A 12202-nucleotide genomic window follows, 5' to 3' on the forward strand; every position below is an offset into this window, starting at 1 on the left:
AAAAAAGATGAAAAAAATAGTATATATACTAAGCATGTTAGCGCTTATTTTAGGAGTAAGCTGCTCTAACGAAAATGACCTTATAGATGTGAGTAGTGTCGCTGCTCCTAGTAATATAGCTGCTTTAACAACAGTTACACAAGATAATACTGGAAAAGTTACTTTCTTGCCAAAAGGCGAAGGAGTTACTCGTTATGAAATTTTTTATGGTGATGGAACAACTACTCCAGGATACGTTTCTCCGGGAGGTACTGTAGATCATGTTTATAAAGAAGGAGTCTATGATGCCAAAATTGTAGGTACTACCATTGACGGGAAAAGAACGGAGGTAATCCAAAAAGTAGTAGTGGCCTTTAGAGCACCAGAAAATCTTGTGGTTACCATCGAAAATGATTTGACGGTTTCTAAAAAAGTTACAGTAAAAGCAACTGCTGATTTCGCATTGTTTTATGACGTATATTTTGGAGAACCTGGAAAACCAGACCCAATTTCGGTCAATAATGGCGAATCAACTTCATATACGTATCAAGCTGCGGGAGTATATAAAATTCGTGTGGTTTCTAAAAGTGCAGCTATAAAGACTACAGAGTATTCAAAAGATTTTACGGTTACTGCTATAAATAGGCCAAGTGCTTCGGCACCTACGCCACCAAACCGACAAGCTTCGGATGTGATTTCACTTTACGGATCAAAATATACTAACGTGGCTGGAACTAATTTCTTCCCAGATTGGGGGCAAGCAGGTCAGGGTAGTAGTTGGGCTGAATTTGATTTGAATGGCGATAAAATGCTAAATTATATCAACTTGAGTTACCAAGGAATTGCTTTGGCTGACGGGACAACGATCAATGTGTCAGGAATGGAATTCATTCACATGGATGTATGGACCGCAGATTTGGCTAAAATTGAAACCTCATTGATTAGTAAAACCAATGGAGAAAAACCAGTGGTTAAAGATCTTGTAGCCAATCAATGGACCAGTATTGATATTCCAATTTCAGCCTTTACTAGTCAGGGACTAACCGTAGCCGATATTTTTCAATTGAAATTTGTTGGAACGCCATGGGCCAAAGGCTCGGTATTTATTGACAATATTTATTTCTATAAATCGCCATCTGCATTATTACAATTTCCGATTGATTTTGAATCGACTTCGTTAACGTATGCATGGACTGGTTTTGGTGGAATGGAAGATAAAGCGACTGTAATTGCAAATCCAAATCCTTCTGGTAGTAATGTTTCGAACAAAGTGCTAAAAATGGAAAAACCATCTGGCGCACAAACTTGGGCAGGTGCAACACTACTTTTAGATACAAAAATTGATTTCACAAAAGGAACAAAAATGAAAATTACCGTTTGGTCACCTAAAGTAGGAGCGCAAATTCTTTTCAAAATGGAAGACAAATCCAATTCAGGAATTAATTTCGAAGTTCCTGCGACTACAACAGTTGCTAATGCTTGGGAAGTGTTAACTTTCGATTTGGCAGGAAAATATGACGCTTCAAAGACTTATAATCTAATAGCTTTATTTCCTGATTTTGGTGTAGCTGGAGCGGGAGCTACGTATTACCTTGACGACATCAAACAATCCAACTAAAATTATTCTAAAAATGAAAAATATATTAAAATATATAACAGCGACTTTTTTCCTCCTTACGATGGTCAATTGTCAAAACGATAATGTAGAGTTCGGCTCTTTGGATACACCTACCAACTTAGTCGTAACGGTTGATATCGTTGGTAAGACTGTACAGGCTCCTAATGGAGATGGATCAGGTAAAGTGAAATTTACGGCAAAAGCAGATAATGCAATCAGCTATAAATTTGTTTTTGGTGATGGACTTTCAGAAGTATCTCCTTCTGGTGTTACGGAACATGGTTTCGCAACAGTTGGATTGAATACTTACAATGTTACCGTTATTGCTAATGGTAAAGGAGGTGTTAGTTCTTCCACCGTAGTAGAAGTTAAAGTATTCAGTAATTTCAATGATCTAAAATCTACTAACTTCCTAACGGGAGGAACAGCTGCTGGAAAAAAATGGTATATAGCAGCCAATGAAGTAGCTCATTTAGGAGTTGGTCCAAATAGTACCAATAATGATGAAAATTATTATCCAAAATGGTATCAAGCAGCTGCTTTTGAAAAGGCGTCTACTTGTTTTTATGATGGAGAATTTACTTTTGCTTTAGTTAATGGTAAAATTGAGTTCAAACAGGATAATAAAGGAAACACTTTTTTTCAAAACTCTTACAAAAGTGTAGGTGGTGGAACCAATGGTGGAGATGACCAATGTTTGCCATTCAATACTGCTGGAACTAAGATTGTTTCATTGGCGCCATCTACTTCTGTGATTTCCAAAAACCCAAATGTTGCTTCAAAAATAACTGGTACGGTTATGAATTTTTCTGATGGTGGATTCATGGGGTATTATGCTGGTGCTACACAGTACGAAATTCTTTCTATTACAGATAATAGAATGACCGTTCGTTTTGTACAAGCCAACAATGCTGATTTGGCATGGTACCAAACTTTTACAACTACCAAGCCTAGTCAAGCGCCTACAGACGATTTTACTAAATTAGTTTTCTCCGATGAATTCAATTCCGATGGAGCTCCAGATGCAACCAAATGGGGGTATGATTTAGGTGCTGGCGGTTGGGGTAATAATGAAGTGCAAACCTATACTAATAGTGCGACAAATGCTGTTGTACAAGGAGGTGTGCTTAAAATCACAGCTAAAAAAGAAGGAGCTAACTACACTTCAGCCCGTTTGAAATCAGAGGATAAGTACGCCTTTAAGTATGGTAAAATTGAATTCAAAGCTAAATTGCCAGCAGGTGCAGGAACTTGGCCAGCAGTATGGTCTTTAGGAGCAGATTACAAAACAAACACTTGGCCAGCTTGTGGAGAAATCGATTTTATGGAACATAGAGGGAGTGCTCCAAATGTGATTCATGGTTCTTTGCATTTTCCAGGTAATTCTGGAGGAAATGCAAACACAAATACCACAACTATTGCCAACGCAACCACAGAATTTCATGTGTATAAAACAATTTGGACAGCAACTTCGATAAAGTTTTATGTTGATGATAAATTATTTCATTCATTTGCAAATAGTAATTCCGTTCCTTTCAATAAAGACTTTTTCTTGATTCTAAATGTCGCCATGGGCGGAACTTTTGGGGGAACAATTGATCCTGCTTTCACACAAGCAACTATGGAAGTGGATTACATCAGAGTGTACCAATAATTAAAAACTAATTCCAATAGAAGATTGATGCAAAATCAATCTTCTATTTTTTTAACAGCGTGCTTATGATACTAACAAACAAAAAACAACTTGTAATGGCATTATTTATTGCAGGTTTGCATCTCGGTTCTATAACTGCCCAAACTAAACCCGTTTACTCCGCAGTGAGCTTGGATAAAAAAGTTACTTCTTTACTAAAGAAAATGACTTTGGAGGAAAAAGTTGGACAGTTAAACCAATACAATGGTTTTTGGGATGTTACTGGTCCTTCACCAAAAGAAGGACAAGCCGCTAAAAAATACGAAGATTTAAAGAAAGGTTTAGTAGGTTCGATGCTCAATGTTAAAGGAGTAAAAGAGGTGAGAACCTTACAAAAAATCGCCGTAGAACAAACCCGATTGGGTATTCCTTTGTTATTTGGTTTTGACGTAATTCACGGCTATAAGACCATTAGTCCAATTCCGTTGGCTGAAGCGGCTAGCTGGGACTTACAAGCCATTCAGCAATCGGCAGCTATGGCAGCTGAAGAAGCTGGAGCAGTGGGAATCAATTGGACATTTGCACCAATGGTAGATATATCTCGAGATGCACGTTGGGGTAGAGTAATGGAAGGTGCTGGCGAAGATACCTATTTAGGAAGCTTGATTGCAAAAGCTAGAGTGCTTGGTTTTCAAGGTGATTTAAGTTCCAATAAGAATATTTTAGCTTGTGCCAAACATTTTGCAGGTTACGGTTTTTCCGAAGCGGGTAGGGATTATAACACGGTCGATATTGGTGAATCTACTTTACAAAATATCGTTTTCCCTCCTTTTAAGGCCGCAGTCGATGCTGGAGTGAGAACCTTTATGAACTCTTTCAATGAATTGGATGGAATTCCTGCAACAGGTAATGCCTATTTGCAACGAAAAATCCTAAAAGGAGATTGGGGATTTCAAGGTTTTGTGGTGTCTGATTGGGGTTCTATTATGGAAATGCAAGTGCATGGCTACGCAAAAGATTTAAAACATGCTGCCGAGTTGGCGATCAATGCAGGTTCTGATATGGATATGGAATCTAGTGCTTATGTAGAGCATTTGGTACAACTTGTTCGCGAAGGAAAAGTAAAAGAAAGCACCCTCGATGAAGCGGTAAAGCGTATCCTTAGAACCAAATTCGTTTTAGGCTTATTCGATAATCCTTATAAATATTGCAATGAGGAATATGAAAAAACTACGGTTGGTAAACCAGAATTCCATCAGCAGGTTTTAGAAATGGCCAAAAAATCAATGGTATTGTTAAAGAACAAAGACGAGATTTTACCACTTAAGAAATCAGGACAAAAAATAGCATTAATCGGAGCACTCGCGGCTGATAAAACAAGTCCATTGGGCAGTTGGCGACTTGCAGCTGATGATAATACTGCTGTTTCTGTTTTAGAAGGATTACAAGCCTACAAAGATAATCAATTGACGTATGCCAAAGGCGCTGATGTAGCTTTGGGAGAACCTAAATTTGTTTTTGAAACCAAAATCAATACAACAGATAAAAGCGATTTTGAAGAGACAATTACAGCAGCCAAAAATGCGGATGTTGTGATAATGGTGCTTGGAGAACACGGTTTGCAATCTGGAGAAGGACGCAGTAGAACTGATATTGGTTTACCTGGCGTGCAACAAGAATTGCTTGAGGCGGTTTATGCTGTAAATCCAAAGATTGTTTTGGTACTAAATAATGGACGACCACTGGCTTTGCCTTGGGCTGACGAACATATTCCAGCGATTGTAGAGGCTTGGCAATTAGGAACGCAAAGCGGCAACGCAATTGCCCAAGTTTTGTACGGCGATTACAATCCTAGCGGAAAATTACCCATGACCTTTCCTCGAAATGTAGCCCAAGTTCCTATTTATTATAATCATAAAAATACAGGAAGACCAGCTGCAAACGAACCAGAAAGTGTTTTTTGGTCGCATTATATCGATGAAAAACACACGCCTCTTTATCCGTTTGGCTTCGGATTGAGTTATACCAAATTTGACTATTCAGATTTGAAGTTATCATCTTCTTCATTTAAAACAAATGGTAAAATTGAAGTTTCGGTTACAATTACCAATACTGGTAAAGTGGCAGGTAAAGAAGTGGTTCAAATGTATATCAGGGATTTATTTGCTAGTGTAACTCGACCAGTTTTAGAATTGAAAGGTTTTGAAATGATTGAATTACAGCCCAATGAATCTAAAAAAGTAGTTTTTACCATTGATGAAAAAACAATCGAGTTCTATACAGCCAATGCAAAATGGGAAGCTGAAGCTGGTGATTTTAAAGTATTTGTGGGCGGAAGCTCAGCACAAACGGTACAGGCAGATTTTCAATTTAATAATTAAAAAGTAATAGTAGTTGGTTTAACTTGTATTTTGTTTTCATTACTGCTGCAAGATGAATCAATTTTTAATGGTGTTTTTTTTTACTTCGAACGTATACTCTTTAATGAGGATACCTGAAAAAAATTAGAAATACAAGTTTAAATCAACGCTTTATATTTTATGATTTGCCCTCTCTGGGTAAAAAAATAACGAATTAATTTTTAGGGATGAAAAAGTATATACTACTAATAGTAGGAGTGGTGAGTTGCAGTTTTGCTCAGCAAACACAACGAAAACTAGTCTGGGAAGAAAATTTTAACGGAAAAACCCTTGACGAAAAAGTTTGGAATATCGAAATTGGCGATGGTTGCCCTAATTGCGGTTGGGGAAACAACGAACGACAATTGTACACCGATTCGAATCACGCGATTGAGAAAGGGAATTTGGTAATTAAAGCCAAAAAAGAAGGCAATAAATATACTTCGACTAGAATAAATACCAAAAGCAAAAAAGAGTTCCAATACGGACGATTTGAGATTAGAGCCAAATTACCCGTGGCTAATGGTTTATGGCCTGCCTTCTGGATGTTGGGTTCTAACTTCAAAGAAGCAGGTTGGCCAAAATGCGGTGAAATTGATATATTGGAGTACGTAGGCCGTGAACCTCACGTTATTTTCAATTCATTGCATACACAAGACAGTCACGGAAATACCATAAATACCAAGAAAACTACGATTCCAGATATCGAAAAAGGTTATCATTTGTACGCCATCGATTGGGATAAGGACAAGATTGCTTTTTATGTAGACAACCAATTGACTTACACTTTTCAACCCAAAGAAAAGAATGAAAACACTTGGCCGTACAATCAACCGTTTTATTTTTTAGCCAATTTGGCGATAGGTGGTAATTTTGGTGGCCAAATTGTAGATGATGCGGCACTTCCGGATTATTTTTACATTGATTACATCAAAGTATATCAATAATTTTTAAGAAATAACTTTTTCCAAAAACAAGTTATATCCAAAAATGCTGAACGAGGAAAGCCTGGTCTTATTTTTAAGAATTCAGGCTTTTTTTTATTTTTATTTAATGATAATTCTTAATTTTTGTATTTTTTATTTGTTTATTAAGATAATTATTTGTTAAAATTGCTCATTAACTAACCAAAACCAATAAGGCCTATAGTTTAAAACTACTTTTTAGAGAATTTCCCCAAATTTAAAACTAAACTAAAAGGTAAAACTATGGCTAATAATCAATTCACCGACGCGTATTTAGTTCAAGAGTATGTTTCTGGTAACGAAAAAGCACTAGAACTATTAATTAAACGCCATGAATCCAAAATTTTTGGATTCATATATTCCAAAATTCCAGATCGTGATGTAGCAAATGATATTTTTCAAGATACATTCATCAAAGTAATCCGAACCTTAAAATCTACTTCTTATAACGAAGAAGGTAAGTTTTTACCTTGGGTAATGCGCATTGCCCACAATTTAATTATTGACCATTTTAGAAAAAACAAAAAGATGCCACTTTATAGAGAAACTGAAGAATTTTCAATTTTCTCAATAATGTCAGATGATTCTTTGACTGTCGAAAACCAATTGATTGCTTCTCAAGTCGAAATAGACCTTCGTCGCATCATCCACGAATTACCCGATGATCAAAAGGAAGTGTTGATGATGCGTATGTATCAAGACATGAGTTTTAAAGAAATCTCAGAAATTACAGGAGTAAGCATCAATACTGCTTTAGGAAGAATGCGTTATGCGTTGCTTAATTTGAGAAAAGTTATCGACAAACATCAAATTATTTTAACGAATTGACACTAAATAGTAAATTTTGTCGTTGTATTTTGATATCAAGCTTATCATTAACTATATTTAAATTACATGGCCAAAATTTACTCTAAAAAAAATGCATTTTCAAAAGAATTAAAACCCAAAAAAGAAGTAGTTTCTTTTCTTTTAAATTATTCCAAAGCCTTAGCAGTCTTAAAAACAAAGACCAATAGTTTTGAAATTATAGCCAATTAGGCATTGCATTAGACAATTTTAGTACTTCACTAAAAGAACAAGCCCAAAATCATTCTCGATTTTGGGCTTTTTATATATATTTTTTTGCTGAGTTATTTACTTCCCTTTATAATAGTCGTCAATAACAGACTTTCTACCAATGGTTTTGGTGATGATATCTTTCTCGATATCCCAACCTCTCGCAGGCGAATATTCTCTGCCATACCAAATAATTTGCAGGTGCAAGTCGTTCCAAAGCTCCTCAGGAAACAATCGCTTGGCATCTTTTTCAGTCTGAACTACGTTCTTTCCGTTCGTTAAATTCCAGCGATACATCAACCGATGAATGTGTGTGTCAACCGGAAAAGCAGGTACGCCAAAAGCTTGCGACATCACTACACTAGCCGTTTTGTGTCCCACAGCAGGCAATTCCTCTAGCGCTTCAAAACTCTGTGGCACCTGACCATTATGCTTTTCAATTAAAATCTCAGACAAACCATAAATTCCCTTTGATTTCATAGGCGACAAACCACACGGGCGAATGATTTCTTTAATCTCCTCTACCGATAATTTCACCATATCATAAGGATTATCCGCTTTGGCAAACAACAGCGGTGTAATTTGGTTTACCCGCACATCTGTGCATTGTGCTGAAAGCAAAACAGCAACTAATAAAGTATAAGGATCCTTATGATCTAAGGGAATCGGAATCGTTGGGTAGAATTCTTTTAACGTATTTATAACAAATGTTACGCGCTCCTGTTTGGTCATTTTACTACTTTTATAAAAGGTAAAAATAGCCTATTTTTTATAATGTGCCTAATCCAGCTGTACGTTGCAAGTCCTCCTTCAAAACTGTATTTTTCTAAGATAAAAAAGGAGCTTCCGTTGGTCGCTCTTTTTCATCAAGAAAAAATAACAGTTTTTCAGTCCGGGCTTTCCACTACCATCTGGGGCATAACGCATTTCTTTAACGATTACGAATAGCTAAAACAAACCAGAAATCGGAAGGCAGATGGCAGAAGGCAGAAGGCAGAAAGCAGAAGGCAGAAAGCAGAAGTCATCCACAACAACTTTAAACTTTTAACAATAAACAACAAACGACAAACCACAAACGACAAACCACAAACAATAAACTATAAACCACAAACCATAAAAAAAGTTATGATCACATTACAAAAAGGAGACCAAGCTCCATCATTTTCAGGAGTTGACCAAGACGGAAAAACACATCAATTAGCAGATTATGCTGGAAAGAAACTAGTTGTTTTTTTCTACCCAAAAGCCAATACGCCAGGTTGTACTGCCGAGGCTTGTGATTTAAGAGATAATTACGCCCGATTTGAAGCGCAAAACTATGCGTTACTTGGTGTTAGTGCGGATAGTGCCAAAGCGCAAGCTAAATTCAAAGACAAATACGAATTTCCATTCCCATTATTGGCAGACGAAGACAAATCTGTGATTCAAGCTTTTGGCGTTTGGGGACCTAAAATGTTTATGGGAAAAGAATACGATGGCATTCACCGAACTACTTTTGTCATCGATGAAAAAGGAATCATAGAAGAAGTAATCACTGACGTAAAAACAAAAGTACACGCGTCACAGATTTTGAAATAAGAACAAATTTAGTTGTAGCTAACAAGCCAAATGATTAGTGTCATTTGGCTTGTTGTTTTTCGTTCTTGATCGTATAGAAATCAACAAGAGTAAATAATGTTTATATTTGATATATACTTTAAAATTCACTCTTTCTTAATGCTGTTAAGTTATGAAAAAAGCACTATTACTTTTTACAATACTTCTGTCATTTACATCAAGCTATGCTCAAAATGATAATTCAAAATATGATGCTAGATTGGCCCAACAACTTGGTGCCGATGAATATGGAATGAAAAACTATGTTTTTGTATTGCTAAAAACAGGAACCAATACCACTGCAGATAAGCAATTCATAGAGGATTGTTTTGCTGGTCATATGACCAATATTGCTAAATTAGCAAACGCTAAAAAACTGATTGTGGCTGGGCCAATGGGTAAAAATGAAGCCAATTTGAGAGGTATTTTTATCCTGAATGTTGCCACGATTGAAGAAGCAAATCAATTATTAGAAACCGATCCAGCTATTAAGGCAAAATTATTAAGTGCCGAGGTCTTTCCTTGGTATGGTTCAGCGGCATTACCTGGATACTTGCCATATCACGATAAAGTTTGGAAAAAGAACCATTAATAATACAAAAGCCAAGTCTGAAAACTTGGCTTTTGTTGTTTCTTATGCTTGTAATACTTTTTCTGGATCGTAACCAAATAAGCGTTGTTTTTTGATGATTTCTGCCACACCAGAAGGCAACATAGGTTCCCAGCCTGGTTTTCCTTGACTAATCATTTTGAGTACTTCTCTAGAGAATACTTCTAAAATAGTTGGGTCGTAATCTGTAATATCTACCACTTTTCCGTTGAATTTAAAGAATTTGTACAATTCTTTCATTCTTGGATGTACTTTAAGATTTTCTGAATTAATTACCTCTTTTTCTTCACCAAGCATCGGATACAAGAAAACTTTCATATCTCGGTAGAATAATTTACCAAAAGCTTCTAGAATTCCTCCACTCAAATGACGGTAGTATTTCTCGTCGAAGATGTCGATCAAGTTGTTTACTCCTAAGGCTAATCCCATACGAGCTTTGGTGTAATTGGCAAAATATTCTACCACTTTGTAATATTCTTGGAAATTAGAAATCATTACAGTTTGTCCCAATGAACATAATAATTCGGCTCTGTCCATGAAATCTCTCTCGTCAATTTCACCGTCGGAACGCAAATTCGATAAGGTAATTTCAAAAATAACTTGGGTATTTTCTTTCTCTACTTTGTTTTCTTCTAAGAACATTTTTATAGAGGTTTCATACATGTCCATATTTACTTTGGTAACCGGACGAAAGCTACCTCTAAAAGCGAGAATGTTCTTTTTGTATAAAATAGCTGCTGGCAAGATGTTTTTTCCTTCAGGATTGAACATCACCGCATCGGTCATTCCGTTTTTTACCAATTGTAAACTCATTAATCGGTTGTCAACTTCAGCAAATCGTGGTCCAGAAAAGTTAATAGTGTCAATTTCTAATTGATCTTTATCTAGGTGATCGTACAAATAGCGTAATAATTTCTTAGGGTCGTTGTATTTATAAAAAGCGCCATAAATTAAATTTACCCCAAGAATACCCAGAGTTTCTTGTTGTAAACGCGAATCGGTTTCTTTAAAACGAATGTGAATGATGATTTCGTTATACGCTTCCGAAGGGTCCAACTGATATCGAATACCCACCCAGCCGTGACCTTTGAATTGCTTTGCAAAATCAATAGTCGCCACAGTATTAGCGTAACTAAAAAATAATTTATTGGGGTGTTTTACTCGGCTTAAACGTTCTTCAATCAATTCTCCTTCAAAAGTCAACATTTTTTTAAGACGACTTTCGGTTACATATCGTCCATCTTCTTCGATTCCGTACACTGCGTCACTAAAATCTTTATCATAAGCCGACATCGCTTTTGCAATGGTTCCTGAAGAACCGCCAGCTCTAAAAAAATGTCTTACCGTTTCTTGTCCCGCACCAATTTCAGCAAATGTTCCGTAAATATTTTCGTTGAGATTTATTCGAAGGGCTTTATCCTTGATTGATGGAATTTGTTCAATGACTTTGTCTCCCTTAAGTTTTATTTTTTTTGTATCCATTTCGAGTCTAAATAGTGGTGTTTAGTGGCAAAGTTAATTAATTCGATTTCGAAATGAATCATAAATAATTCTATTTTTGTAAAAAAATAACACTCTTTTGAACATCTATTTTTTAGGCACTGGCACTTCTCAAGGAATTCCAATCATTGGGAGTACTCATCCTGTTTGTAAAAGCATTGATTATAAGGATAAAAGGCTTCGCGTTTCTTTGTGGATATCATGGGAAGATCATTCTTACGTTATCGATTGCGGCCCCGACTTTAGACAGCAAATGTTGGCATCAGATTGTCAAAAAGTAGACGGAATTTTATTTACTCACGAACATTCAGACCATACTGCTGGTTTAGACGATATTCGTCCGTTTAACTTTAGACAAGGCGAAATGCCAATTTATGCGCATCAACGCGTAATCGAAAATTTGAAAAAGCGTTTTGATTACGTTTTTGAAACCGAAAACAGATATCCAGGCGCTCCTTCGGTAAAAACGTTTGAGGTGATTAATAATGTACCTTTTGTATTGGCGGGTAAAACAGTCATTCCAATTAATGCCTTGCATGGTGATTTGCAGGTTTTTGGATATAGAATTGATGATTTCGCGTATTTGACGGATGTGAAAACGGTAGCTCCAGAAGAAGTAGAAAAATTGAAAAATTTAGACGTTTTGGTCTTGAATGCTTTACGTATAGATCCGCATAACACACATTTTAACCTCCAAGAAGCACTCGATTTTATTACTTTAGTTAAGCCCAAAAAAACATATCTGACGCATATTAGCCATTTATTGGGTTTTCATGAAGAGGTACAAAAACAATTGCCAGAAAATGTCTTTTTGGCCTACGATAATTTAACTATTACCCTTTAATA

Annotated in this window: 10 protein-coding genes; 8 read left to right on the forward strand and 2 right to left on the reverse strand. The window is 36.2% G+C overall.

Features of this window, described 5'->3' with window-relative positions; all coding sequences use genetic code 11:
• The first annotated feature begins 7 nt into the window (after positions 1–7).
• The 5 genes from O9307_RS05145 (at position 8) to O9307_RS05165 (ending at position 7422) form a co-directional block, all read left to right on the forward strand.
• Positions 8–1597: a hypothetical protein gene (locus tag O9307_RS05145; RefSeq protein WP_298295999.1), complete on the forward strand. Its 1590-nt coding sequence runs from the start codon at positions 8–10 to the stop codon at positions 1595–1597.
• Positions 1598–1610: 13 nt separating this feature from the next.
• The gene (locus tag O9307_RS05150) at positions 1611–3251 is read left to right on the forward strand and encodes a family 16 glycosylhydrolase (protein WP_298296001.1); all 1641 of its coding nucleotides are present in this window, start codon (positions 1611–1613) and stop codon (positions 3249–3251) included.
• Positions 3252–3346: 95 nt separating this feature from the next.
• Complete coding sequence (bglX, locus tag O9307_RS05155; protein ID WP_298296003.1) at positions 3347–5611, forward strand: beta-glucosidase BglX; 2265 nt, start codon at positions 3347–3349, stop codon at positions 5609–5611.
• A 206-nt stretch (positions 5612–5817) separates the two neighbouring features.
• The gene (locus O9307_RS05160) at positions 5818–6576 is read left to right on the forward strand and encodes a glycoside hydrolase family 16 protein (RefSeq protein WP_298296005.1); all 759 of its coding nucleotides are present in this window, start codon (positions 5818–5820) and stop codon (positions 6574–6576) included.
• Between the two features lie 261 nt (positions 6577–6837).
• On the forward strand, positions 6838–7422 hold the full coding sequence (locus O9307_RS05165; RefSeq protein WP_298296007.1) for a sigma-70 family RNA polymerase sigma factor: 585 nt from the start codon (positions 6838–6840) through the stop codon (positions 7420–7422).
• A 306-nt stretch (positions 7423–7728) separates the two neighbouring features.
• Here O9307_RS05165 and nth read toward each other — a convergent pair whose 3' ends face one another.
• The gene (gene nth / locus O9307_RS05170) at positions 7729–8382 is read right to left on the reverse strand and encodes an endonuclease III (protein ID WP_159683440.1); all 654 of its coding nucleotides are present in this window, start codon (positions 8380–8382) and stop codon (positions 7729–7731) included.
• A gap of 393 nt (positions 8383–8775) precedes the next feature.
• Here nth and bcp point away from each other — a divergent pair, with 393 nt between their 5' ends.
• A complete protein-coding gene (gene bcp / locus O9307_RS05175) occupies positions 8776–9228 on the forward strand; it encodes a thioredoxin-dependent thiol peroxidase (RefSeq protein WP_298296011.1) in 453 nt (150 codons plus the stop codon).
• A gap of 151 nt (positions 9229–9379) precedes the next feature.
• Entirely contained in the window at positions 9380–9838 is a 459-nt protein-coding gene (locus O9307_RS05180) for a YciI family protein (protein WP_298296013.1), read from the forward strand.
• Positions 9839–9880: 42 nt separating this feature from the next.
• On the opposite strand, the gene O9307_RS05185 is transcribed toward O9307_RS05180, so the two are convergent.
• Positions 9881–11338 (reverse strand): TonB-dependent receptor, encoded by a 1458-nt coding sequence (locus O9307_RS05185; RefSeq protein ID WP_298296015.1) that lies wholly within the window; start codon positions 11336–11338, stop codon positions 9881–9883.
• A gap of 97 nt (positions 11339–11435) precedes the next feature.
• Here O9307_RS05185 and O9307_RS05190 point away from each other — a divergent pair, with 97 nt between their 5' ends.
• Entirely contained in the window at positions 11436–12200 is a 765-nt protein-coding gene (locus O9307_RS05190) for an MBL fold metallo-hydrolase (protein ID WP_298296017.1), read from the forward strand.
• Positions 12201–12202: the final 2 nt, after the last annotated feature.

It is taken from the genome of Flavobacterium sp., from assembly GCF_027531905.1.
Taxonomy (GTDB): domain Bacteria; phylum Bacteroidota; class Bacteroidia; order Flavobacteriales; family Flavobacteriaceae; genus Flavobacterium.

Bases quoted from the DNA above. Each gene is read 5' to 3' on its own strand.
- O9307_RS05145 (WP_298295999.1), top strand. From the start codon at position 8: ATGAAAAAAATAGTATATATACTAAGCATGTTAGCGCTTATTTTAGGA.
- O9307_RS05150 (WP_298296001.1), top strand. From the start codon at position 1,611: ATGAAAAATATATTAAAATATATAACAGCGACTTTTTTCCTCCTTACG.
- bglX (WP_298296003.1), top strand. From the start codon at position 3,347: ATGGCATTATTTATTGCAGGTTTGCATCTCGGTTCTATAACTGCCCAA.
- O9307_RS05160 (WP_298296005.1), top strand. From the start codon at position 5,818: ATGAAAAAGTATATACTACTAATAGTAGGAGTGGTGAGTTGCAGTTTT.
- O9307_RS05165 (WP_298296007.1), top strand. From the start codon at position 6,838: ATGGCTAATAATCAATTCACCGACGCGTATTTAGTTCAAGAGTATGTT.
- nth (WP_159683440.1), bottom strand. From the start codon at position 8,382: ATGACCAAACAGGAGCGCGTAACATTTGTTATAAATACGTTAAAAGAA.
- bcp (WP_298296011.1), top strand. From the start codon at position 8,776: ATGATCACATTACAAAAAGGAGACCAAGCTCCATCATTTTCAGGAGTT.
- O9307_RS05180 (WP_298296013.1), top strand. From the start codon at position 9,380: ATGAAAAAAGCACTATTACTTTTTACAATACTTCTGTCATTTACATCA.
- O9307_RS05185 (WP_298296015.1), bottom strand. From the start codon at position 11,338: ATGGATACAAAAAAAATAAAACTTAAGGGAGACAAAGTCATTGAACAA.